This is a genomic window from Catenulispora sp. MAP12-49 (assembly GCF_041262705.1).
GTDB lineage: Bacteria > Actinomycetota > Actinomycetes > Streptomycetales > Catenulisporaceae > Catenulispora.
The window spans coordinates 16,774-40,676 of sequence record NZ_JBGCCP010000014.1 but is presented as its reverse complement, the minus strand read 5'-3'; the positions used below and the strand labels follow the sequence as shown (position 1 = coordinate 40,676).

23 protein-coding genes and 1 riboswitch are annotated in these 23,903 nt (G+C 70.2%); of the genes, 8 read left to right on the top strand and 15 right to left on the bottom strand.

Annotation, left to right across the window (positions count from 1 at the left end):
* Positions 1-76: 76 nt before the first annotated feature.
* Complete coding sequence (locus tag ABIA35_RS24405) at positions 77-919, top strand: hypothetical protein (RefSeq protein ID WP_370359445.1); 843 nt, start codon at positions 77-79, stop codon at positions 917-919.
* Here the strand turns inward: ABIA35_RS24405 and ABIA35_RS24400 are convergent.
* The 8 genes from ABIA35_RS24400 to ABIA35_RS24365 form a co-directional block, all read right to left on the bottom strand.
* Positions 916-1,356, bottom strand: coding sequence for an RpiB/LacA/LacB family sugar-phosphate isomerase (locus tag ABIA35_RS24400; protein WP_370359444.1), 441 nt, complete (start codon positions 1,354-1,356; stop codon positions 916-918). The genes ABIA35_RS24405 and ABIA35_RS24400 overlap by 4 nt on opposite strands.
* Positions 1,357-1,429: 73 nt before the next feature.
* Complete coding sequence (locus ABIA35_RS24395; protein ID WP_370359443.1) at positions 1,430-2,032, bottom strand: hypothetical protein; 603 nt, start codon at positions 2,030-2,032, stop codon at positions 1,430-1,432.
* 164 nt (positions 2,033-2,196) lie between these two features.
* Positions 2,197-3,066 (bottom strand): CbtA family protein, encoded by an 870-nt coding sequence (locus tag ABIA35_RS24390; RefSeq protein ID WP_370359442.1) that lies wholly within the window; start codon positions 3,064-3,066, stop codon positions 2,197-2,199.
* Between the two features lie 21 nt (positions 3,067-3,087).
* A complete protein-coding gene (locus tag ABIA35_RS24385) occupies positions 3,088-3,303 on the bottom strand; it encodes a CbtB-domain containing protein (RefSeq protein ID WP_370343037.1) in 216 nt (71 codons plus the stop codon).
* Between the two features lie 68 nt (positions 3,304-3,371).
* Positions 3,372-3,455, bottom strand: a riboswitch (cobalamin riboswitch).
* 119 nt (positions 3,456-3,574) lie between these two features.
* A complete protein-coding gene (locus ABIA35_RS24380; RefSeq protein WP_370359441.1) occupies positions 3,575-4,219 on the bottom strand; it encodes a hemerythrin domain-containing protein in 645 nt (214 codons plus the stop codon).
* Positions 4,220-4,390: 171 nt separating this feature from the next.
* On the bottom strand, positions 4,391-4,465 hold the full coding sequence (locus ABIA35_RS24375) for a 50S ribosomal protein bL37 (protein ID WP_370343036.1): 75 nt from the start codon (positions 4,463-4,465) through the stop codon (positions 4,391-4,393).
* A gap of 57 nt (positions 4,466-4,522) precedes the next feature.
* A complete protein-coding gene (locus ABIA35_RS24370) occupies positions 4,523-4,903 on the bottom strand; it encodes a hypothetical protein (RefSeq protein ID WP_370359440.1) in 381 nt (126 codons plus the stop codon).
* Positions 4,900-7,209: an ATP-binding cassette domain-containing protein gene (locus tag ABIA35_RS24365; protein ID WP_370359438.1), complete on the bottom strand. Its 2,310-nt coding sequence runs from the start codon at positions 7,207-7,209 to the stop codon at positions 4,900-4,902. Before ABIA35_RS24365 ends, ABIA35_RS24370 begins: the two co-directional genes overlap by 4 nt.
* A 140-nt stretch (positions 7,210-7,349) precedes the next feature.
* Here ABIA35_RS24365 and ABIA35_RS24360 point away from each other — a divergent pair, with 140 nt between their 5' ends.
* Both ABIA35_RS24360 and ABIA35_RS24355 read left to right on the top strand, forming a co-directional pair.
* Entirely contained in the window at positions 7,350-8,063 is a 714-nt protein-coding gene (locus ABIA35_RS24360; RefSeq protein WP_370359437.1) for a MerR family transcriptional regulator, read from the top strand.
* Positions 8,064-8,072: 9 nt separating this feature from the next.
* Entirely contained in the window at positions 8,073-8,537 is a 465-nt protein-coding gene (locus tag ABIA35_RS24355; protein WP_370359436.1) for a hypothetical protein, read from the top strand.
* Here the strand turns inward: ABIA35_RS24355 and ABIA35_RS24350 are convergent.
* Both ABIA35_RS24350 and ABIA35_RS24345 read right to left on the bottom strand, forming a co-directional pair.
* A complete protein-coding gene (locus ABIA35_RS24350) occupies positions 8,513-9,088 on the bottom strand; it encodes a hypothetical protein (RefSeq protein ID WP_370342841.1) in 576 nt (191 codons plus the stop codon). The genes ABIA35_RS24355 and ABIA35_RS24350 overlap by 25 nt on opposite strands.
* Before the next feature lie 10 nt (positions 9,089-9,098).
* A complete protein-coding gene (locus ABIA35_RS24345) occupies positions 9,099-9,671 on the bottom strand; it encodes a TetR/AcrR family transcriptional regulator (RefSeq protein ID WP_370359435.1) in 573 nt (190 codons plus the stop codon).
* 79 nt (positions 9,672-9,750) lie between these two features.
* Between ABIA35_RS24345 and ABIA35_RS24340 the strand changes: the two genes are divergently transcribed.
* The 5 genes from ABIA35_RS24340 to ABIA35_RS24320 all read left to right on the top strand — a co-directional run bounded on the left by ABIA35_RS24340 (position 9,751) and on the right by ABIA35_RS24320 (position 16,543).
* Positions 9,751-10,347, top strand: coding sequence for a cyclopropane-fatty-acyl-phospholipid synthase family protein (locus ABIA35_RS24340; protein ID WP_370342839.1), 597 nt, complete (start codon positions 9,751-9,753; stop codon positions 10,345-10,347).
* Positions 10,348-10,349: 2 nt separating this feature from the next.
* The gene (locus ABIA35_RS24335; protein ID WP_370359434.1) at positions 10,350-10,667 is read left to right on the top strand and encodes a DUF2218 domain-containing protein; all 318 of its coding nucleotides are present in this window, start codon (positions 10,350-10,352) and stop codon (positions 10,665-10,667) included.
* Between the two features lie 53 nt (positions 10,668-10,720).
* Positions 10,721-12,898 carry a penicillin acylase family protein gene (locus ABIA35_RS24330; protein ID WP_370359433.1) on the top strand — a complete coding sequence of 726 codons (2,178 nt, stop codon included), beginning with the start codon at positions 10,721-10,723 and terminating at the stop codon, positions 12,896-12,898.
* A 154-nt stretch (positions 12,899-13,052) separates the two neighbouring features.
* Positions 13,053-14,657 carry a condensation domain-containing protein gene (locus tag ABIA35_RS24325; RefSeq protein ID WP_370359432.1) on the top strand — a complete coding sequence of 535 codons (1,605 nt, stop codon included), beginning with the start codon at positions 13,053-13,055 and terminating at the stop codon, positions 14,655-14,657.
* A gap of 86 nt (positions 14,658-14,743) precedes the next feature.
* A complete protein-coding gene (locus ABIA35_RS24320; RefSeq protein ID WP_370359431.1) occupies positions 14,744-16,543 on the top strand; it encodes an alpha/beta hydrolase-fold protein in 1,800 nt (599 codons plus the stop codon).
* A 96-nt stretch (positions 16,544-16,639) separates the two neighbouring features.
* On the opposite strand, the gene ABIA35_RS24315 is transcribed toward ABIA35_RS24320, so the two are convergent.
* From ABIA35_RS24315 to ABIA35_RS24295, 5 genes are all read right to left on the bottom strand, one after another.
* Positions 16,640-17,458, bottom strand: coding sequence for a hypothetical protein (locus ABIA35_RS24315; RefSeq protein WP_370342833.1), 819 nt, complete (start codon positions 17,456-17,458; stop codon positions 16,640-16,642).
* Between the two features lie 123 nt (positions 17,459-17,581).
* Positions 17,582-19,816, bottom strand: coding sequence for an alpha-amylase family glycosyl hydrolase (locus ABIA35_RS24310; RefSeq protein ID WP_370359430.1), 2,235 nt, complete (start codon positions 19,814-19,816; stop codon positions 17,582-17,584).
* 35 nt (positions 19,817-19,851) lie between these two features.
* Positions 19,852-20,694, bottom strand: coding sequence for a sugar ABC transporter permease (locus ABIA35_RS24305; protein WP_370359429.1), 843 nt, complete (start codon positions 20,692-20,694; stop codon positions 19,852-19,854).
* Positions 20,691-22,247, bottom strand: a complete 1,557-nt coding sequence (locus tag ABIA35_RS24300; RefSeq protein WP_370359428.1) for an ABC transporter permease subunit — start codon at positions 22,245-22,247, stop codon at positions 20,691-20,693. The genes ABIA35_RS24305 and ABIA35_RS24300 overlap by 4 nt, the downstream gene beginning before the upstream one ends.
* A gap of 111 nt (positions 22,248-22,358) precedes the next feature.
* Positions 22,359-23,684 (bottom strand): extracellular solute-binding protein, encoded by a 1,326-nt coding sequence (locus ABIA35_RS24295; protein WP_370359427.1) that lies wholly within the window; start codon positions 23,682-23,684, stop codon positions 22,359-22,361.
* Between the last annotated feature and the right edge of the window lie 219 nt (positions 23,685-23,903).

Below are 23,903 nucleotides of genomic sequence, written 5' to 3'. Positions count from 1 at the left end.
CGTGCCTCCGGCGTCCGATGCACGCCGGTTTGAAAGGCTGGTACCAGCATCGGCTCGCGGCGGGACGGATTCGATCATGCAGGCATGTGGAAGCGGAGGGGGTGCCTGCACCCCTTCGCCAGGGGTGCTGTGGCTCGGCGGGGTTCCGGGCGCGGGCAAGAGCACGGTCGCCCGGATCATCGCGCGGCGGTGGGGGCTGCGGTGGTACCGGTCGGACACGTACACGTGGGCGCATCGGGAGCGTGCCGCCCGCGCGGGGGTTCCGGCGGCACTGCTGTTCGATGCTCTGACGCCCGCCGAACGTGCGACCCGGCCGGTAGGCGAGCGGCTGGCGATGGCGTTGCAGCGGGAGCGCGGGCCGATGACGGTCGATGACGTGCGGGGACTGCCGACCTCGCCGCTGGTCATCGCCGAGGGGACGCAGATCCTGCCGGATATCGTGCCGGCCGGCGGGCACGCGTTGTGGCTGACGCTCTCGCCGGAGCAGCAGCGGCTCCGGCTGGCGCGACGGCACGCGCCGGATCCGGTGCCGGAGCTGTACGTGCTGCTCGGGGCGGTGATCGCCGAGGAGGTGGCACGCGCCGGGGCGCCGCAGGTGGTCGTGGACGGCTTGTCGGTCGCGGAGGTCGTCAAGGCCGTGGAGGGGTTCTTCGCGGCGGATCTGGCGCAGGGCCCGACGGCTTCGAGCTCGCAGGAGCGGCGGGCTTTGCTGCGGTACGCCAACCTCGCCGAGGTGCAGCGGTACGCGGACTACGCCGCGCGGCCGGAGACCGGCAGTTTCGCGGCGGCTGTCAGCACCTTCATGTGCGAGTGCGATCGGACCGGATGCGAGGCGACGGCCGAGATGGCCGTCGCCGACTTTCTTCAGCTCTCATCGCGGGAATCGGCCCCGTGTCTAGCTCCGGGGCACGACGGCTAGCTCTCGATCGCGGCGACGTGCGCCACGTTCGCGGCGTCCACCGGATCGGCGCTCGGCTCGCCGGCGAACCACGCGTCGAGCATCTCGATCAGCAGCGGCTGCGAGGTGAGGCGCAGGCTCAGGGCCAGCGCGTTGGCGTCGGCCCACTTGCGGGCCCCGTCGGCCATCACGGCGTCCGTGCACAGCGCGGCCCGCACGCCGTCCACCTTGGTGGCCGCGATCGAGGCCCCGGCGCCGGTCCAGCACGCCACCACCGCCTGGTCGGCGCGTCCCTCGGCGACGGCCCGCGCGGCGGCCTCCGAGGACCAGGCCCAGTCCGCGCGCTCCCCCGGCGCCAGCGCACCGAACAGCAGCACCGAATGGCCGCGGCGCTCCAGTTCCGGCCCGATCAGCTCGGCCACCCCGGCCACCTCGTCCGCCGACACCGCGATGCGCATGGTCCCGCTCCTCGTCCGCCGCGAGCTCTGTCTCAAGCTCTGTCTCAAGCTCTGTCACGATCGCTGTCGCGATCTACGAATCCATTGGACCACGCACCGGGGCCAGGGCGCAGTCGCCGCACAGGGCACCCCGCCGGTCCGGGGCGGCGCGGTAGATGAGGCAGCAGCTGCGGCGGCGGAAGCTGCCGTCCGGCTCGAAGTCCCCGGCACCGGCCAACCGCCCGCCGATCAGGGCACGGACATCGTCGCGCCGGTCGGGACGGGCCTCGGCGAGCGTCCGGCCGGCGGCGGCCAGCGCCGAGGCGACGTTGCCGCGCAGGATGTGCTCGTTGACGCCGAAGCGCGCGACCGCCGCGCCGAACTCGCCGACACATTCGGGTTCTGCGAACCCCTCGCCACCATCGAGCGCCGCCGAGCGCACGGACAGCGGGAACATGCTGCCGAGCGTCGGCTGCCACAGCAGATCGGCGGCGCGGACCCGGCCGACGCGCCGGTGGAGCACCGCCAGGGCGAGCACCGGCGACAGGACCCGCGCGACCAGGCCCAGGTGCACGACCGAGGCCGCGACCCGCAGCTCCACCGCGGAATCCTGCTGCGCGGTGCCGGCGGCGAGGAAGGCACGGACGGCTGCAATGCGGTCGGCCAAAACCCCCGAGCCATCGATCAGCTCGCTCATCGAGCGCCAGGAGGAAGTGGCTGCTTGTGGTTCTGGTGCTGGCCGTGCGGGTGCTTGCGGTGCAGGTGCTCGCGATCCATGAAACCCCACCGCGAAGAACGGCCCCAGCGCGGCGAGCTCCTCGCTCACCGCCGCCGGGGCCGTCGCGCCGTGGCGGGCTGCCGTCACACCGCCGCCGCGGTGACGCCGGCGCCGCCCGATGCCTCAGCCCTCTGCATCGCCGGCCGCAGGACGCGCTCGGCCATCGGCCCGAAGGCCAGCCCGAGCGTGCCCCACAGCAGGACCTGGTTGCAGATCGAATAGAAGCGGAAGGAGAACAGCACGTCGGCCGGGAAGCCCGGGTACACGATGTTCCCCTTGGCGTCGGGCAGTGGGAGCGGGGTCTCGGTCGCGTGGTGTCCGTACTGGTGCACGTTCGCCGACAGCTCGCCGAGGGAGGGCAGGATCGCCATCACGATGCCGATCGCGGCGGCGAAGGCCAGCGCGGCCAGCAGGGTGGCGTTCCAGTTCCCGAAGCGCGGGGCCAGGCGGCGGCCCAGCCAGGTCGCGGCCAGGATGAACGCCACCGAGCAGACCACCATGGTCAGGTACAGCGCGGCTCGGGGTTTGATCGTGTCCGGGTGCCCGATGGCCGGCGGGTTGGCCGGGTACTTCAGGTAGGGCACCAGGTAGATCCCGGCCAGTCCGGCGCCGGCGACCAGCAGGGCCAGCACCTTCGGTTGGATCCGGCCGACCCGGCCCAGGCACAGCAGGTACACCACCGCGTAGACGGCACCCATGCCCGCACCGAAGGCGATCAGGCCGACGCCGATGCCGATGTTGCTCTGCACGGTCCGGCTGAAGATGTCCGGCCCGTCGGCCGGGACCGCGATCCCGGCGGCCCGGTCCAGGGCCGCCTGGGCCGCGTCACGGCCGCTCTCGTAGGCGATGGCCTTGTCGATGACCGGCTCGGCGAAGATCCGCGCGAAACAGAACGCGACCAGGCCGGCCAGCGCGCCGGCCAGCAGGCCGCGCGTGATGAGGATTCTCTCCATCAGGGTTCTGGTTCCCCGTGCTCAGTGGCAGGGGTAGCCGAGCAGGTGGCGGGCGTCGTGCACGAACTCGTGGATGTGCATGTCGCTGCCGAACACCGACACCGCGCCCTGGTCGACGCCGATGAAGTAGTACGCCAGCAGGCCGAACAGCAGCGCGCCACCCATCCACAGCCGCGCCTTGGCGGCCGAGACCACCAGCGGGGTGGGAACAGAGGTGGAGGCAGGGGAAACGGGCATGGTGCTCACAGTGAGCCCTCCTTCGGGATCCAGCGTCCCTGATCAGTGGAGCGGGTCGACTGGGGAGGGTCTGACTCATCCCGCTGCCTCGACTGCCCGACGAGGGAGGGGTTTCACAGTGGCGCGACCGTGCCGGATTCTCACCGGCTTCCTGTCCCAGTACCTTGCTTGGGCAGCGTAGAGCCGAGCGGGGCAGGCGTCAAAGAGATGTCGATCACCGTGGCGCGCGCGGCGTCCCCAGACCCACGGATGCCTCAGACCCACGGATGCCTCAGACCCACGGATGGCGCTTGTGATGACGCGAGCTCCAGAACAGACGATTCAGGACCTTGACAGGCGCGGGCATGGCGCCGAAGAAGGCCGCCCGCTGCGCGTCGTCGGCCCCGTCGATGACCCAGGGGACGTAGGCCGCGGCGCCGGACAGCTTCTGCTTGCGGGCGATCGCCTTGGCGAACGCTGCCCATTCCTTGGGATCCAGGACCTGCTGGATCAACGGGAGCGCGGCCTCCTCCTCGTGCTTCATGTGACCGCCGAGCGCGGTCTCCAACTCCGCGACGACGCCGGCCAGCTCGGCGGGCTCCGCGGTGCGCCGCTCCAGGGCCGCGTCCACGGCTTCCAGCAGCGGGTCCAGGCGCGCGTGCTCGGCGGCCATCGCGGCCAGGATCTCGGCGGCGTCAGCGCGGCCGGCACTGGCCGCCTCGACGCGCGGCCACAGCGCCTCGTCCTCGGACGTGTGGTGGACGTGCAGCTGGCGCTTGAAGTTCGCCCAGCCGGCCTGGACACCGAGGCTGTCGGTACGGCCCTCGGCGGCGGCCCGGCGCAGCTTGGACAGGTCGCGGCGGAAGGCGTCATGGGTGACGTACATCAAGGTGAAGTCGATGCGGCCGGTGGTGCTCGTGGCGGTCTCGGTGCTCACACGGGGGTCGGTACTCACAGCGAAGTCTCCGTCGGGTCGGATCGCGCTCGTTGATACGGAACTCATAATACATGAGATTCGGAAGTTACGAGATACGTATCAATGATCCGGCCCCGGAAACGCCAAGGTCCCGCCCAGAGCCGCAGCTCGGAGCGGGACCTGAAACGACGGTCAGGCGTTGGGACGCTTGCCGTGGTTCGCGCCCTTCTTCTTCCGACCCCGCCGCTTGTTACCGCGCTTAGCCATCTCAGACCTCCTTTTTTCCACCCGGTGAACCCCGGGCAAGAACGCAAGTCTATGGGTTCACACCTGGGCCGCCTCGCTGCGCGCCCGGTCCCGCACACGGCGTGCGATGAGCTGCGTCGCCGCCAGATTGCGTCCCGCACTGACCGCCAGGACCGGCGGCACGGCGTCCAGACCGTGGTAGAGCACCGCGACCAGTTGCAGAAAGCTCATCAAGCCCGCGAGGTCGACACCGAGCGGCTCGGCCCGGGTCGGCGTGTCGACGACCAGCGGCCGGTCCAGCGTCGCGACGACGCCGCACAACACAGCCAACTCCGCGGCGGCGACGGCCGCAACCGGGCGCGGGTCGTAGGGCCGGTCGGCGCGGAACGGGAGCGAGCGGAAGGTCTCGGCGACCCGGCCTGCGGAGTCGGCCACGGTGGCGAGGAATACGGGGGTCACCGGGCCGCCCTTACGACAGATGTGGCTGTGGCTGTGTCCTCGATCGCGCGCCGGAGGTACTCACCGGTGTGCGATCCCTTGACCCGCAACAAACCCGCCGGCGTCCCCTCGTACAACACCCGCCCGCCCTCGCTCCCGGCCTCGGGCCCGAGGTCGATCAGCCAGTCGGCGTGCGCGACCAGGTCGAGGTTGTGCTCGATCACGACGACCGTGGCCCCGTGCTCGTCGATCAGGCGGTCCAGCGCGGCCAGCAGCCGCCGCACGTCGCTCATGTGCAGCCCGGTGGTGGGTTCGTCAAGGACGTAGACACCGCCGGGTTCGGCCAGGTGCCCGGCCAGTTTCAGACGCTGGCTCTCACCTCCCGACAGCGTCGTGAGCGGCTGGCCCAGGCGCAGGTAGTCCAGGCCGACGGCGGCCAGCGCGCCGAGGACCGGGCAGACCCGGCGGTCGGCGGCGAAGAACCCCGCGGCCTCGGCCACCGTCGTCTCCAGCACGTCCCCGATCGACAGGCCGCGCAGGCGGTGGCCCAGCACCTCGTCGGTGAAGCGGCGGCCGTGGCAGGACGGGCAGGTGGTGCTCACCGTGTCCAGATAGGCCAGGTCCTGCTCGATCACCCCGAGCCCGGCGCACTCCGGACACGCCCCGGCCGAGTTCGCGCTGAACAGCGCCGGATCGACGCCGTTGGCGCGTGCGAAGGCCCTGCGGATCGGGTCCTGCACGCCGGTGTAGGTGGCCACGGTCGAGCGCCGGTTGGCCCCCGGCGGCGACTGGTCGACGGCGACCACGGTCGGGTGCTGGACCCGCAGGACGCCGTGCGCCAGCGTGGACTTGCCCGAGCCGGCCACTCCGGTGAGCACGGTCAGCACCCCGGTCGGGACGTCGATGTCGAAGCCGGTGAGGTTGTGCGCCCTGGCGTCGAGGACCGGCAGCTTCCCGGTGGGTTCGCGCACCGTGGACTTGAGCCGGACCGGCTCGTCCAGGAAGCGGCCGGTCAGTGTCGCGGAGGCGCGCAGCCCCGGGACGTCGCCGGCGTACCCGACCTCGCCCCCGGCCGCCCCGGCCCCGGGGCCGATGTCGATGACGTGGTCGGCGGCGACGATGACGTCCCGGTCGTGTTCGACGACCAGGACGCTGTTCCCCTTGTCCCGCAACGCCCGCAGCAGGTCGGTCATGCGCGAGACGTCGCGCGGGTGCATGCCGATGCTGGGTTCGTCGAAGACGTACAGCAGATCATTGAGACTGGAGGCGAGCTGGCGTACCAGTTTCACCCGCTGCGCCTCGCCGCCGGACAAACTCGCGGTCCGCCGGTCCAGGCTCAGGTACCCGAGCCCGATGCCGATCAGGTCCTCAAGACGGGCCCACAACGCGTTCAGCAGGGGCACGATCGCCGGATCGGAGATCCCTTCCAGCACCTTGACCAGGTCCGAGGCGGGCATGGCCGACAGGTCGGCGATGGTGTGGCCGGCGACCCGGCTGGACAGCGCCAGCGGCGACAGGCGGGTGCCGCCGCAGTCGGGGCAGGGAGCGGTCTTCGTGTACGCCGCGACGAGTTTGCGCGTGCGGCCGCTGCGCGTTTCAGGGTCCTGGTCCAGGTACAGCCGGCGGAACTTGGTCACCGCGCCCTCGTAGGAGGCGTTGTACGCCTGGCCTTGGAACTCCATGGCCACGACGCCGTCGTCGGCGTAAAGCAGATCGTGCAGTTCGGTCTCGGAATAGTCGGCGACCGGCCGCCGCGGGTCGAGGCGGCCCGATGCGGCCAGGATCTGCCAGTTCCGGCTGCCGACAGCGAAGATCTCGCACCGCAGGGCCCCGCCCTGCAGCGACCGGGAGCGGTCGAGGAACACGTCCAGGTCCACGACCGTCGCCTCGCCGAGGCCCTCGCACCCCGGGCACATCCCGGCCGGCATGTTGAACGAGAAGGCATCGGCGTGCGGTACCAAGGGTTCCCCTGCGCGGCTGAACAACAGGCGCAGCAGCGGGGCGATGTCGGTGATGGTGCCGACCGTGGAGCGCGCGCCGCCGCGCAGCCGCCGCTGGTCGACCAGGATGACGGCCGGCAGGTGGTCGACGGCGTCGACGGCCGGCCGGGACAGGGCCGGCAGGAAGCCCCGGACGAAGGCGGGCAGGGTTTCGTTGAGCTGGCGCCGTGCCTCCACGGCGATCGTGTCGAACACCAGCGAGGACTTGCCCGAGCCGGACACTCCGGTCACAGCGGTCAAGGCGCGCTTGGGGACCGCCACGTCGACGGCCCGCAGATTGTGTTCCCGGGCTCCTCGGACCTCGATCCATTCCGTCACGTTTTGCATGATTGAAGTTTATCTTTGAACTGGCTGTTGATACTTTTGCGTACCGCTGCCTTGGCGATGAGCGATGAAGTTTAAACTCCCGGGTGAAAGCCGTTGTTTGAAGCCGGCACCGTCATCTCGAGCAGGAGGGAGCATCCGCTGTGCGTCCGGTGGATCTGGCGCGCGCCGCAGGCGTGTCGACGCAGCAAGTCCGCAACCTGGAGGCCGTCGGCACGCTTCCGGAGTCGGAACGGAGTACGTCGGGCTACCGCCGCTACGACGAGCGGCATCTGGCCGCCCTCCTGGCCTACACCGCGCTGGTTCCGGGGCTGGGCGCGACCGGCGCGCGGGCGATCCTGGAGGCGGTCGGCGCCGGGGAGGTCGCCAGGGCCTTGGCACTGTTGGACGGGGCTCACGCGGCGCTGCATCAGGGCCGTGCGTCGCTGAGGGAGATCGAGCGCACGCTGGCCGCGGTGGTGGACCACGAACCCGCCTCCGACGCGCCGGTCCGGCTCCGGGTGGGCGGGCTGGCCCGACTGCTGGGCGTGCGGACGTCGGCGCTGCGGGTGTGGGAGGCCGCGCACCTGCTGACCCCGACCCGCGAACCGGACACCGGCTACCGCGTCTACGGCGCACAGGACATCCGGGACGCCCGCATCATCCACACCCTGCGCGAGAGCCACTACCTGTTCGACCGCATCCACCCGATCATCGACGGCCTGCGCCGCACCGGCAGCTCGCAGGCCCTGCGCGACGCGCTCGCCGACCGGCGGGTATCGCTGGACCGGCGGTCGGCGGCGCTTTTGGCGGGGGCTGCGCGGTTGGGGCGCTATATCGAGGTGATGCGCGATCAGCCGGTGGGCGCGCTGCCATAGGCTCCTGCCATGCTCTCCGGCCCGGCGCTGGCGGCGGTCCTCCGCCAGTCGCACTTTCAGCTCAAGCGGCACGCGTCCGACCTCGACGAGCGGGCACAGCCGTATCAGATCACCGAACGCGCGGCGCTCGGACCGACCTGGCAGTACGGCGAAGACGCGGACCCCGTGCGGTATCACGACGGCCAGTGTCTGGTACTGGCCGACGGCCGGTCCGTGATCATCGAGCTGCAGATCGTCTTCACCGAGGACCGCGTGACGGTCGAGGGCAGACTCGGCGTCGAAGCCGACGACCACAACGACGGCGGTGCTTTCGGTCTCCTGGTCGATGTCGGGCCACGCCGGGCGCGCACGGACCAGGAAGCAGTCACCGCCATTCGCGAGACGGTCGCGGAGATCCTGTCCCGGCCTTCACTGCTGGAGGAACTCGGAGTGCCGGTGCGCCAGCGCGATCAGCCGGCGGGTGCGTCGGGCTGACCGATGTAGACGACCGCGTGGTCGTCCTGCATGTACGAGAACGGTTCCAAGGCCTGTGCCACGGCGAGCCGGGTGCCGTCGATCGACCAGGCGGCGTAGCGCCGGCCTTTGTCGTCTTGGCGGACGTCCACGGACGGCGGCGTGCCGAGCACCTTCGTGAAGGCTTGGACGGCGGCCTCGATCACGGCTTCGACGGCCTCCTGGCCGGCGTCGGCCTGGCTGCTCCAGCCCGGCAGGGCGCCCCAGAAGTCTTCGGGGTTCAGGTCGCCGCCCACGTAGTAGGAATAGGCGAAGGGCATCCAGAGGTGGTCGTCGGCAAAGACGTGATGGCCTTCGGGCGTGCGGGCCAGCGCGTCGTCCAGCTCCAGGTCGTCGTCGGCGAATCCGAGGGCGAGAAGCCGGGCATCCAGCTCGTCCGGATCGTCGAGCGGAAGCCTGGCGACGGCTACGAGCCTTTCGGCCACCGCGGGGGTGATCGGGCAGCAGGCCACGTATGCGACCAGCTCGTCGTCGTCGTAGTCGTCGTAGTCGTCGTCCGCGGTGTTGTTCACGGGCGCCAGCTTAGGCCCGCAGCCCGGCCAGCGTGACGGCCACCAACCGCTCGACCGCCGCCTTCGACGGCAGGACGCCGGCGCCGTTCAGCGCGTTGACGCAGTACACCGCGAGTTCGGCGGGTGGTACGTCGGAGCGCGCCTCGCCGCGTTCGGCGGCTTGGGCGATCAGTTCACTGATGAAGTGCGCAAGGTGCTGGTGCGCCTGGTGGACGCCGGGTGAGGCGTGCAGGGAGGCGGCGATGTCGGCGCCGTGGTGGTCCTCGCGGTCGCGGCGGTTGCGGTGGGCGTAGGCGCGCAGGACGGCTTCGAGGCGGTCGGCGTCGTGCGCTCGGTCGGCTGTCTGCATCAGCTCGGCCAGGTGCTCGACGACCTGGCGGTCGTGCCAGGCGGTCAGGATCGAGGCGACGTCCGGGAAGTACTTGTAGAGCGTGGCGCGGCCGATGCCGCCGGCCTGGGCGATGGCGGACATGCTGACGGCCGTCAGGCCGTGGTCGGCGACCAGGTCGGCGGTCGCGTCCAGAATGGCCTCCCGGACGGAGTCACGGTGACCGGCGAGGGTATCGCTCCAGATCTTGGGCACGGCACCATGCTATACAGCCTGTCCGCTATCGAGACACTGTGTGGTTGACAGAGACAGTGTGTATCGAAAAACTGGGGGCATGACGCATCACTCGCCTTGGGATGTCGGCCGGCCCCAGCCCGCGGTCCGGCAGCTGGTCGAGGCCGGCGCTTTCAGCGGCACCGTGCTGGACGTGGGCTGCGGGTACGGGGAGAACGCGCTGCTCATCGCCGCCTCGGGACTGAGCGTGACCGGCCTCGATCGGGATGCCCTGGCCCTGGAGCGGGCCGAGCGGCAGTCACGGGAACGCGGCCTGGACGCCCGGGCGGATTTCCTCCGCTTCGACGTCCGGCACCTGGCCGACCTCGGAAGAGCCTTCGACACCGTCCTGGACTCGCTGGTGTTCCACTCCTTCGAAGGCGAGTCGCGCCGGGAGTACGTAGCGGGCCTACGTTCGGTACTACGTCCTGGCGGACGACTGCATGTCCTGTGCTACAGCGCCCGGCACATCGGGCCGCCGGACCCGCCGCACAAGGTCTCGCTCGCCGACATCGACGACGCCTTCGCCGACGGCTGGACGGTCGTCGCGATCGGCGAGGCGACGAGCCTCTCGCAGCGCGCACCCGGCGGCATCGCCTCCTGGCTCATCACCGCAACCGCAACCGCCCCTACCACTACAGATCAAGAGGAATCCTGAATATGCCCGCCATACAAGGACACGTAGCCACCGACCGCGCATCGCGCTATCTCCAGCAGCTCTGCTCCCACGCGTCGCGCATGCGCCACCTCGGCCGGCACGCCGATCGGCACGCCGGTCCGCACGCCGAAGCCACCTCCGACACCACCGGCCGCATCACCCGCGGAACCGCCGTCTGCGAGCTGACCGCCGGCCCGACAGCCCTGTCGCTGCACCTCACCGCCGAGGACGAGCAGCAGCTCAAAGGCCTGCAAGAAGCCGTGACCCGCACCCTGGAACGCGCGGGCCGGCGCGACGGCCTGACCGTGGTCTGGGAGTAGACCGGGCAGGCCCTGCTGCCGATCGCCCGCGTGGCCATGGAGAATGGCTGACCATGGAGGCTTTTCGCGATCACCACGGCATTCCTCACGCCCGCGCGGCGTCCGTCGAGGGGGCCTTCCGCGCCCAGGGCCACATCGCGGCCCTGGACCGGGGGCTGCAGATGGAATACGTACGCCGTAAAGCCATGGGGACATGGTCAGAGGTCGTCGGATCGCGGGCGCTGACCGACGACACCTTCTCCCGGCGGGTCGGCCTCGCGGCCGCGGCCCGCCTTTCCTATGAGGCGCTGTCGGACCAGACCAAGGCGGTGTTCACCGCGTACGCCGAGGGCGTGAACGCGGCGCTGCCCGAGAGCCTGGCCGACTGCGACCTGCCGGAGGCCCCCGCGCCGTGGGAGCCGTGGCACAGCGTCGCGGTGTACCTGGGCCGGCACGTCGGCATGGGCAGCATGGCGCACAAGCTGTTCCGCACCGCTCTGCTGCCGGTGGCGCCGGCCGAGGTGGTGTGGCGGGTGCGGGCCAACGCCCGGGACGAGCTCATGGTGGTGCCGACCGGGGCTGTACACCGGGTCGACGTCGAGGGCCCGCCGCAGAGCCACGGCGAGAAGGTCCGCGAATGGCTCAACGGGCTGGCCGAAGTCGAGACCGTCGCGGCCTCGGCGGACCCGGCGGCCGGGAGCAACAACTGGGTGGTCTCCGGGGCGCACACCGCCTCGGGGCGTCCGCTGCTGGCCGGCGACCCGCACCGGCCGTTCGAGACGCCGGGGCCGTACTGGCAGAACCACGTGTCCTGCGACGTCTTCGACGCGATCGGCTTGTCCTTCCCGGGCGTCCCCGGCTTCCCGCACTTCGGCCACAACGCTTATGTGGCTTGGGGAATCACCCACGGCATGGCCGACGACCAGGACCTGTACGTGGAGAACCTGGACCGGCTGGAGCGCCGCACCGAGGTGATCAAGGTGCGCGACGCCGACCCGGTGCGGATCACCGTCCACACCAGCCCGCGCGGGGGCGTGGTGGTGCAGGACGACTCGGCGAACACCGGCCTGGCGCTGCGCTGGACCGGCATCGCCGAACCCGACCGCACCCTGGACTGCCTGCTGCCGATGCTCACCACCACCACGGTCGCCGAGCTCGACGAGGTGATGCGCGGCTGGGCGGTGCCGGTGGACCACCTGATGATGGCCGACGTGCACGGCGCCATCGGCTACCGGCTGCGCGGCCGCGTCCCGCACCGCGACGAGGCGAACTCCTGGGCCGCGGTCCCGGGCTGGGAGCCGCAGTACGCATGGCAGGGCTGGGTCCCCTTCGACGACATGCCCGCGGCGAGCGACCCCGAGGAGGGCCTGCTGGTCTCGGCCAACAACCGGCCCAGCGCCGACACCACGCCGTACGTGGCGCACGACTACGCCGGCCCCGCGCGGGCCACGCGGATCCTGCAGCTGCTGCGCGAGGGCGTGGCCTCCGGCGAGCCGATGGACCGCGCCGCGATGGAGCGGATCCACGGCGACGTGGCCTCGCTCACCGCGCGGGACTTCATCGCCTCGCTGGAGCACGTGAAGGCCGACGAGGGCAGCCGCCGGTCGCAGCTCCTGGAGCTCCTGCGCGCCTGGGACGGCACCATGGGCCTGGGCTCGATCGCCGCCACGGTGTACACCGAGGCCCGCCGCGAACTGCTCTCGACCGTTCCGCTGCCGGACTCGAGCGCCTCGCATGCCAGCCTCCTGACACACCAGCAGCGCACCGGCACCCTGTGGCTGTCCTTCCAGGCCCTGCTGGCCGGTGCCCGCACCGGCGACGAGGCCATCTTCGGCCCGTGGTCCGACGCGGTCGGACAGGCCCTGGACCGCACCGCGGAGCGCCTGGACGAGGAGATCGGGCCGGACATTGAGGACTGGACCTGGGGCCGCCTGCACCAGTGCCGGTTCACCGCGCTGCTGCCGGGCGTCCCGGCCGTCGCGGGCCGTCCGCTGCCCGGCGACAACGAGACGGTACGCGCCGCGGGCCTGCACGGAATCGAGACCACGGCGGCCACCTCCGGCTCGGTCGCACGCTACGCCTTCGACCTGGGCGACTGGGAGAACAGCGGCTGGGTGGTGCCGGAGCAGAGCCAGGAGTGGTACGCCGCCCGGCTGGTGCCGATGCACTTCGACTGGGAGGTCATCGAGCGGATCGGGACCCCGATCGCGCTCGGCGCGCCGGCGGATCTGGAGGACGCGCGGCGGCGCTGAGGGTCATCGGCCGGACCTGGCGGGGTCCGGCCGATCCCGCAGGCCGATGCCGGTGGATCGCAGGACCCTCCCATCCCTATTCTGGCCCTCCGGCTGAATCGGGACAGCGGTCCGGGCCGCCGCGGCGGCGCGGCATTGACTCGCGGGGGGCCAGGTGCGCGGCGGCATCGACGAGGCACACGAGCCGACCGGCGAGCAGTGGCTGGACCGGGACGCCGGCAGGACCGTCGATCTCGCGGGGAACCAAGCGCGCGACGGCATCGACGTGGCGCAGGAGCCGACCGGCGAGCAGTGGCTGGTCCAGGACGCCGGCGGGGCCGTCGACGTCGTCGCCACGCGGCGGCGGCACGCGGACTTCCTGGCCGGCACCTGGCTGCCGGGCCTGGGCAGCGGGGTCGCGGACCGGGCCGAGCCGCGGCCGGTGCGTCGGCTGCGCGTGGCATTCGCCGGAGCGGGGTCCGGGCGGGCCGGGCTGACCTGGGGCCAGCGGGATATCTGGGCGACCATGCTGCGTCAGCGCAACTGGTTGCCGCTGGGCGGGCGGCGGCCTTTGGCTCCGGGGACTTCGCTGGAGGACGTCGCCGCGGAGTTGGCCTATCTGCACGGCCGCTACCAATCGATGCGCACCCGGCTCGCCGTCGACGAGCACGGCGTGTGCCAGGAGGTGGCGCCGTCGGGCGAGACGTTTCTGGAAGTCTTCGATACCGCGCCGAATCAGGATCCTGAGGCACTGGCCGAACGCGTCGAGGCCGTCTACCGCCGCCGCCCCTACGACCTGCGGACCGAATGGCCGGTGCGGATGGCGGTCGTGCGGTCCGGCGGCACGTGCACGCATCTGGTCGTCCTCATGCACCACCTCGCGCTCGATGCCGGAGGCGCGGCGGTGATGGTCCGCGAGGTGGCCGTGCGCGAATCCGCCGAACCGGACGGCATGCAGCCGCTGGAGCAGGCGGCTTGGCAGTCCTCGCAGGCCGGGCTGCGGCACAATGACAGGGCTCTGCGGCACTTCGCCGAGGCCCTGGACCGGCTGGCGGCCGGCCCGGCCCCGGCACTGCGTCCCGGACCGCGCCGCCCGCGGCACTGGTGCGGGCAGCTGGTCTCCCCCGCGTTGGCCTCGGCGGTGGCGGCGGTCGCGGCGCGGTGCGCGGTGGACGACTCCGCCGTGCTCACCGCCGTCACCGCGACCGCGTTCGCCCGGCTGGCCGGCACCGACCGGGTGCTGATGCGCCCCCGGGTCGGCAACCGGTTCCGGCCGGCGTTGGGCGGCGCCGTGTGCTTCGTGGCGCAGAGTGGGCTGCTGGTGCTGGAACTCGGCGGCGCGACGTTCGACGAGGCCGTGGACCGCGCTCGCGGCGCCACGATGGCCGCGATGAAGAACGCCTACTTCGATCCGCGGGCGCTGGAGACGCTGATCGGCCACTACGCCGCCGACCACGGCCGCTGCCCGGCGGTGGCGCTGTTCTTCAACGACCGGCACGGCACCGGATCAGGCACCGGATCAGGCGCCGGACCGGGCGCCGACTACGCGAGCGCGTTCACCTGGACGCACCGGGGCCCGGAACCCACCGAGCCGCTGTCGGTGACGATCGACGACGCCGGAGGCGCGCTGGCCGTGGCGCTGCACTTCGACACGCACACCGTCGCGCCGGAGACGATCGAGGAGTTGGCCTGGGGCATCGAGCGTGCGGCGGTGGAGGCCGCGGCCGACGGGGACGCGCCGACGGGTGTGGGGCGGACACCGGATCGTCGCGCACCGTAAAGCTCCTATCAGGATTCTGACAGTTGCGCACCGGGTAAGGATCGCTGCGTCCCGTTCCCCCCGACAGCGTGCCCCGGAGGTGCCGCATGTCTGGTCGGCCGTCCCTGAGAAAACGTCCCGCCATCCTGCTGGCTCTGGTGCTGGCCCTGGTCGGCGCCACCGCTGCCGCCGCCCGGCCGCGGCACGAGCTGAAGTTCGACGTCTCCTTCCCCGCCGCCACCCGGGCCGCGCCGGCCGACGGCCGGGCTTTCGTGATCGTGTCCACCACCGCGAACTCCGATCCGCGGGACCAGATCGACATCGTCAACGGCGCGCCGTTCTGGGGCCGGGACGTCGAGGGGCTCAAGCCGGGGCGCGCGGTGACCCTGGACTCCGGCGCCTCGACGTACGGCTACCCGATGTCCACGCTCGACCAGCTGCCGCCGGGCCGGTACTACGTCCAGGCGTTCTTCACCGTCTACGACACCTTCCACCGCGGCGACGGCTCGACCGTCCAGATGCACATGCCCTGCGGCGACGGACAGAACATGTTCGACTCGCCGCGGAACATGTACAGCACACCGCAGTGGATCACCATCACCGGCAATGAGAACAAGCCGCTGAAGCTGACGCTGGACCACGTCATCACCCCGGCCGACCCGATCCCCGCCGGCGGCACCTGCCAGCAGGGCAACCCGGCCGACAGCCAGCACGTGAAGCACATCAAGATCCTGAGCCCGGCCCTGACGAAGTTCTGGGGCACGCCGATCTACGTCGGCGCCAACGTGCTGCTGCCGCAGGGCTACGACGATCCGAAGAACGCGAACGTCCGCTACCCGGTGGAGTACCACTTCGCGCACTACACCGAGAACGCGCCGCACGGCTTCAAGGAGGACGGCAGCAACGCCTTCTCCCAGTACTGGTTGAACCCGGGCTCACCGAAGTTCATCAGCATCGAGGTGCGCGAGGAGAACCCCTTCTACGACTCCTCCTACATCGTCGACTCCCCCAACGTCGGCCCCTACGGCACCGCCACCACCAAGGAGCTGATCCCGGCGCTGGACGCCCGGTTCCGCACGATCGCCGCGCCCTGGGCCCGCGTCACCTCCGGCGGCTCGACAGGCGGCTGGGAGGCGCTGGCCTCGCTGGTGTTCAACCCCGACGTCTTCGGCGGCACCTTCGCCGGCTACCCCGACCCGGTGGACTTCCACCGCCACCAGATCGTCGACGTCTACGACGACGCCAACGCCTACAACACCCTGCGCCAGTTCGACTACCCGACCCAGCGCCCCGACGACCGCACCACCGCCGGCGACACCGTCTACGACATGGCCCAGGAGAACCTCTGGGAGCTGGCCCTGGGCGACCGCGACCGCAGCGGCGGCGCCTGGGCGATCTGGGAGGCGGTCTACGGCCCGCAGGGCAAGGACGGCTACCCGGCCCTGGTGTGGGACAAGCGCACCGGCGCGATCGACCACACCGTGGCCGCGCAGTGGAAGCCGAAGGACCTGGACGCGAAGCTGGCGGCGCAGTGGCCGGCACTGGGACCGCAGCTGCAAGGCGAGATCCACATGTACGTCGGCGACATGGACACGTACTTCCTGAACGACGCGGTGGAACTGCTGCAGAAGAACCTCGACGCGCAGACCTCGCCGCCGGCCGACGCGACGTTCACCTACGGCCGCGAGAAGCCGCACGGCTGGTCGCCGTACACGGACGCGCAGTGGTTCGGGGTGTACGCGGCCTACATCGCCTCGAAGGCGCCGGCCGGGACGGACATCTCGGGGTGGCACGGAAGTGCGACGACGAAGGCGGCGGCCATCGACACGGTGCGCGCGATGCTGCCGGCGTCGATGGACGGCGGCGTCATCGACCAGACGGATGTGAAGCTCGGTCCGTCGCGATGAGCAACCACGCTCGGCAAGCGCGCTGAGCCGATGATCGTGGTCGCCGACCGACTCCCTGACGGTCGGCGACCACGTTCGACCCCGTCGAAAGCCCGGTCAGTACACCTGGGAAGGCCACTCGTCCATGAGGGAACGCCACTCCATGGCGTGGCCCATGCCTCTTCCGACGGCACGGAACCGGGCCGAGAACGGAAAGACCGCTTCGTACACCTCCGACTTGACCAGCCGGCCCTGTTCGAACCTGAGATCGCGCTGAAGCCGGACAAGCGAGCTGGGAACCCTTCGTCCCAGCGAGATCCAGTAGACACGGAACCCAATCCCCGCGTGCCGGGCCAGGTCGGCCACGCCGTCCTCGGACAGGCCGGCGGCCGGCGTCACGGCCAGGCAGCGGGAAGCCTCGTCCAGGAAGAGCAGCCGTTGCATGCGCTGCCCTTCCACCGCCACAGCGGCGATCTCCACCACCGCCGACGGGCACTCCGTGAGCGCCGGGCTGGGCCGCACCCCGGTACGCGCGACCTCGTCGGCCCGGTAGCCCGGCTGCACTCCGTCTCCGGAAGGCCTGAGCCGCACCACGTCCCCGGCCGCGCTCTCCACGGTCAGCAGCTGCCCGTCCCACCCGAGCCTGCCGGTCCTGGACCACCGCGACAGCAGCGAGCCGCCGTGCTTGGACGGCCGCAGCTCCAAAGAATCGACGGAGCTGTCGCCCGGCGGAACCGACCCCAGCCCGGTCACGGTGACGCCTTCCAGACCGAACACCCGAAGCGCCTTGCGCGACGCCTCCCGATCGACGACCTCTTGTATCCGCGCCAAACGGACGTCGTGCGGCAGCAGCGGGAATCCGAGCCGTCGCAGCGACCAGAGCAGCTGCGCGAAGGGGCGCTCAGGTTCGGGTTCCACTACGTCGGGCAGCTTCATGCCGCTCACGGTAGCCGCGCGGCGGCGACCGGGCCCCTCAACCCGGTCGCCGCCTGTTTCATCGCGGATCGTTCAACGCGGATCGTTCAACGCGGATCAGCGATGCACCTCACCAAGCGACCGTCACGTTCCCGTCCCGGAGTTCGGAACGGTATACGTGTGGTTCGATCCGCCCTCCCAGGTGACCGTCCCGTCCGTGTGCTTGATGAAGAACTTGAACTGGATGTTCGCCCCGGCCGGGACGCTGGCCAGGGAGAACCACGTCGGGTAGTTCGGGTCGAGCAGCGGCCCGATCGCGACCGAGGTGTCGGTGCTCCAGTTGCCCAGTTCGTCGTCGTCGCCGGCCAGGTAGATCTCGTCACCGGGCGAGGTCGAGGTGCCGGTCACGGTGAACGTCACAGGGACCTGCGTCCCGGACTCCACGTGGTACGAGATTCCGTTGCCGGCAACGCCTCCAGAGGATGTGAGGACCACCTGGTCCAGTCCGGCGGCCGCGCCCGACGGGATCGCCAGGTCCACCTCGGTGTTCGACCAGTACTTCACCGTCGCCGCGACGCCGCCGACCGTGGCGGTGCCGGCGGTGGTCCCGAAGTCGGTGCCGGTCACGGCGACCACGTCGCCGCTGTGGCCGATGGTCGGGCCGATGTTGCCGACCTGCGGGGTGGAGCCCGCCGGGGCGGTGTACGACCACACCGCGGCCTGGCCCGGGTTCAGCGTGTAGGCCCCGGTCGGGTTGTTGCCGCCGGTGCCCGCGGTGACGGTCAGGGTGCCGCCGCCGAGGGCGCCGCCGAGCACGTCGTTGTAGCTGCCGGCCGGCAGCGCGGTGTTCAGGCTGGTCAACGGGTAGCTCGTCGACGTGCTCTTGTTCACCGCGACCAGGACCGTGTCGTTGTAGAACTTGCGTTCGTACACGTACACGTCGTTGTTGATCCAGCGCTGCGTCGAGCTGCCGTAGCGCAGGGCGGGGTTGCTCTTGCGCAGGGCGGCCAGCTTCTGGGTGATGCCGAAGTTGCGGCTGTTCTCCGCGAACGAGCTGACCATCGGCCGGTTGTAGGGGTCGCCGCCGACCTGGCCGAAGGAGTTCGTGGTGTCGTTATGCAGGTAGTTCTCGTCGCCGTAGTACACCGACGGGATGCCCGGCACGGTCATGTTCACCACGGTCGCCTGGTCCAGGAGCGTGGTGTTGTTGTTGATGGACAAGAAGCGGTTCTCGTCCTGGCTGTCGACGAAGTCCACCAGGTCGTTCGACCAGTTGATCGAACTCTGCTGGCGGCTGAGCTCGGAGTCCAGCTCGGACATGTTGGCGTTGTCGGCGAACACGTCGCGCTCGGCGGTGTTCAGGTCGAAGTTCTCCAGCGACTGCCCGTCGGTGTTGGCGAACTTCACCTCGTTCGGCCACAGCGCCGCGGTGCTCGGGTCGGCCCACTCGCCGTACATGAACACGCTGTGCGAGTTCTCGATGTGGTCCACGTAGCCCTTGAGCCAGCCGCCGGGCATGTGCTTCACGGCGTCCATGCGGATGCCGTCCACGCCGTGGCCGAGCCAGGTGTCGACGGCGCCCTGCACGTAGTTCGTGACCGCCGGGTTCTCCTGCGCGAGGTCCGCCAGGTTGAACAGGTTCTGGTACTCGACGTCGTACAGGTTGTTGTAGTCCGCGACGCCGCCGTTGTGGTGGAAGTAGCCATTCGGGTCGTTGTCGTACGTCGACAGCGTGGTCCCGTTCTGCTTCAACGCGCCGCCGGCCCCGTAGTCGGGGTTGCTGGTGTCCTCGGGGTTGGTGTCGTTGACCGCCCAGTCCATGATCACCTTGATGCCCTTGGCGTGCGCCGCGGCCACCATGGCGTCGAAGTCCGCCCACTGCCCGAAGTGCGGCTCGGGAGTGTAGAAATCCATGCCCCAGTAACCGTGGTAGCCCGCGGTTGTGGCTCCGGTGGTGGAGTCCGGGACCGGCACGTTGACGTTCTGCACCGGCGGCGAGATCCAGATCGCGCCGACGCCGAGGTCCGACAGGTACTGCATCTTGGCGGTGACGCCGGCGAAGTCGCCGCCCCAATACTCCTGCCAGTTGCTGTGGCTGGAGTCGTTCAGGTTCGGCGAGGACGACGGGTTGTCGTTGCTGGTGTCGCCGTCGTAGAAGCGGTCGGTCAGCAGCTGGTAGATCACGTCGGAGGTCATGTCGCCGGTGCTGACCGGCGTCGAGCTCAGCGCGGCGGTGGTGGCGGCGTTGGCGGCGGCGTTGGCGGCCACTGCGGACCGGACCGGGGTGGCCTGGCTGGGGGTCGCGGCGACGGTCACCGCGGTGGCCGCGGCCAGGCTCACCGCCGTGCCGGCGAATAAGAGTCTGCGGCGTCTGTGCATGTGCCTCTCCTATACGAATCGTGCGGACCAGCGAATCAGCCCTTGACGGCGCCCGCCGTCAAGCCCTTGACGAGATACTTCTGCAGGTAGAGGTAGATCAGGACGACGGGAACACCGGCGAGCAGCGACCCGGCGGCGAACTCGCCGTAGTCGGTGTTGTGGTTGCCGGAGACCAGGCCGTACAGGCCCACGGCCAGCGTCTTGTGGTTGGTGTCGGTGAGGAACACCCCGGCCAGCAGGATCTCGTTCAGGAACGACACGAACGAGAACAGCCCGACGACCACCAGCATCGGCCGCGCCAGCGGCAGGATGATGCGGAAGAACACCTGTGCCTCGGTGGCACCGTCGATCCGCGCCGACTCGTCCAGCTCTACGGGAATAGTGTCCAGGTAGCCCTTGAGCAGCCAGGTGTTCACGCCCATCGCGCCGCCGAGGTAGACCAGGATCAGGCCGAGCGTTGTGTTCAGCCCGAACGCCGGCAGCACGTTCCCGATGTTGATGAACAGCAGGTACAGCGCGGTCAGCGCAAGGAAGTTCGGAAACATCTGCACCAGCAGGATGCCGGTGAGCCCTGGCCGCCGACCCCGGAAACTCAGCCGGGAGAAGGCGTACGCACCGCTGACGCCGATCAGCACGTTGAGGAGTGACGAGAAGCCGCAGATCACCAGGGTATTGACGTACCAGCGGACATACGGCGAGTTCGGGTCGTGGAACAGCTTGGTGAAGTTGGCGAGGCTTGCGCCGCTTGGGATGAGCGAGGTCGTGGACAACGTGCCGACCGGGTTCAGCGCCGCGGAGATCAGGAACAGGATCGGGACGAGCGCGAAGACCAGAGCCGCCAGGCCTATCAGGTGGCGCCACCACAGATGCTCTTTCATCGCGCGTAGACCTCCTCCAACTGCCGGGTCTGCCGGAAGCCGGCATAAGAGATCAGGCCGACCAGCACAAAAAGCAGGAACGAGATGGCCGAGGCCAGGCCGTACTGTGCGCCCTGGCTACCGAACGCCAGCCGGTAGGTGTAGCTGATCAGGATGTCCGTGTCACCGGCCGTGGAGCTGCCGGACGGGTACGGAGCACCGTCGGTGAGCAGCCGAATCACGTTGAAGTTGTTGAAGTTGTAGCCGAAGGACGCGATCAGCAGCGGCATCGCCCCGACAAGCACCGTGGGCATGGTCACCGAGCGGAACACGCGGAACGGTGAGGCTCCGTCGACCCGCGCGACCTCCTTCAGCTCCTGCGGCACGGCCTGCAACAGGCCCGCACAGACCAGGAACATGTAGGGGAAGCCGAGCCACAGGTTCGTCAGCAACACCGACCCGCGCGCGGACCAGGGGCTGCCGAGCCAGTCGATGTGTGTGCCGAACATCTTGTTCAGCAGACCGAAGTCCTTGTTGTACATGCTGGCCCAGACGAGGGTCGAGATGAACGCCGGCATCGCGTAGGGCAGCAGGAGCAGGGAGCTGTAGAGCTTGCGGCCTCGCATCCGCGGATGGTCCATGACCACCGCGAGCAGCAGCCCCAGGGCGAACGTGGTGAGCACCGACAGGACGGCGAAGGCGATCGTCCATATCAGGACCCTCAGGAACGGCCCGCGGATGGCCGCGTCGGTCAGCACCGAGGTGAAGTTCTTGAACCCGACGCCGACCTTCCAGCCGATCGGCAGCGTCTTGCCGGAGCCGTCGGCCGCTTTGAACTCCCCGCCGGAGGCCTTATAGACGGTGTTGGTCCGGGTGTCCGCCATGGTGTGCGCGGCGGCGTCGTACTTCATCGTGAACTGGCCGATGTACGCCTCCGACAGGCCCACGGACTTGATGAAGCCGCCGGAGGTCGGCACCGCGAAGGTCGACAGCCGCTGGCCCAGGCCGTTGACCTGGATGCCGGTCAGGATGTGCCAGCCGGCCGCGGTCGTCACCTTGCCGGTGAACTGGTCCTTGGTGACCTGCGAGTCCGGCACCGGGGTGAGGCCGGAGGCGTCGCCGCGCTCGACCTTGCCGTTCGGGTCGGTGAGGAAGAAGACGAAAGCACCGGAGGTATCAGTGGTCTTGGTCGCCACCGACAGCTCGTAGCGCTGCGCGCCGGGCTGCTCCAGCACGGAGTCGGCCTCGATCTGCGCCACGGCCTGGGACTGGCTCAGCCGGTGTCCGTCGCCGTAGTCGGTGAACGCGGTGGTGATCGTGTAGGCGACCGGGTAGACCTGGAACGCCAGCAGCAAGATGGTGCCGGGCACCAGGAACCGGGCGGCTATCCGCTTCGGGGTCAGGTAGAAATAGGCCAGGATCGCGGTGACCGCGACGCTGATCGCCACCCCGGTCCACGAGTGCTTGTCGACCAGCGTCGGGATCGTGAGGACCGCGAAGGCCGCGACCAGCCCGACGAAGACGACCCGCGGCCACGACAAGCGCGCGGCGCGCTCATAGGGGGCTGCAGTCATGGGCCGTTCCCCTGCTTTCTGTCGGCTCCGCGCGGTGCGGCGGCCCGGGGGCAAGGTCGGGACACCGCACCGCACGAAGGTTTTGGGGGGTGGAAAGGGACTTCAGGTCTGCTAGCCCTTGGCGATGGCGGCCTTGATCTGCGTCGCGGCGTTCGTCATCGACGTGTTCGGGTCCGCGCCGCCGACGATCGCGGCCTCGGCGATCCCGAGCGGGCCCCACACCGCGGACATCGCGGGGATCTGCGGGAGCACCACGCCGTGCGCGGCCGCGGCCTGGAAGGCGGCGATGTCCGGGTCGGTCTTGGACACGTCGTTGTAGGCCTCGGTCAGGGCCGGGGCACGCGGGTCGACCTTGTAGAGGGCTTCCTCGACGTCCTTCTTGGTCAGGTAGTTCAGCGTGAACTCCTGCGCGATCGCGGTGTTCTTGGCCTTGGCCGAGACGTAGAAGGCCTGCACGCCGACGAACGGCTGCGAGGGGCCCATGCCGGCGAAGCCGGGGACCGGGCTGATCGCGTACTTCAGGCCGGCCTTGCGGACCTGCTCCAGGGCCCAGGGGCCGGAGATCAGGTACGGGGACTTGCCGGATGTGAACAGCGACACCGCGTTGTTGGCGTCGATGGAGCGCTTGAAGACGTTCTGGCCCTTCTCGCCGTACTTGGCCAGCTGCGCGGCGAACGCCTTGGCGCCGGTGCCGTCGACGCCCACCTGCGCGGGGTCGTAGCTGCCGTCGGCCTTGGTGCCGAAGATGGAGCCGCCGGCCGAGCCCATCAGCGGCTGCGCGGTGTAGGGGTCGCCCTGCTGGCCGATCTGCATCGCCAGCGCCTCGGAGGCCTTGCCGGCCTTCACCGCGGCCTGGCCGTTGGCCACCATGTCCTCGAACGTCGCCGGGTTCGCCGCGGCCTCGCCGGTGTTGGTGATCAGCGCGAGGTTCTCCGTCGCGTAGGGCACGCCGTAGACCTGGCCGTTGTAGGTGACGGCGTTCAGCGCGGTGGTCTCGAAGGAGCCCTTCTGCCCGGCGGTCAGCGGCAGCGGCGCGATGGCGCCGTTCTGTACCAGGTTGCCGATCCAGTCGGTGGCGCCGACCACGATGTCCGGACCCTTGCCGGCGGCGGTGGCGGTGACGTACGCCGACTGCAGGTCGGTGGCCACCGGCTGGACGCTCACCGATATGCCGTTGGCGGCGGCGAAGCTCTGTGCGAACTGCTGGAGCACCGGGGCGCGCTGGGCGTCGGTCCAGATCACCAGGTCCGTGTTGGGGTCGCGGACCGGCGGCGCGCTGGAGGACGAGGACGGCGCGGCCGCCGCGGAGGAGCTGGAGGACGACGCAGACGACGCGGTCGGCGTGGAGCTCGAACTCGAGGCGGACTTCGAGGCCGAGCTCGAGCAGCCGGTCAGGGAAAGAGCTGCCGCTACGACCGCGACAGCGGCGGTCGTCAAGGAGGGACGGAATCTCACCATGACCCCTTTGGTCAGTGGTTGCGGAAAGGGAAGGTAGGCAGGGCGGGCAATGGGAGGCACCCGACGCCCGGCCTCTGCGCTACAGGTCAGAGCATTGATCGCAGCGGGATCCGGCCGTGACTCGCTGTTAACACGGCAGACCCTAACCGGAAACTCGGGCCGGACAATCCGTTGCAGCTTCTTGCGTCGCCGTTTCAG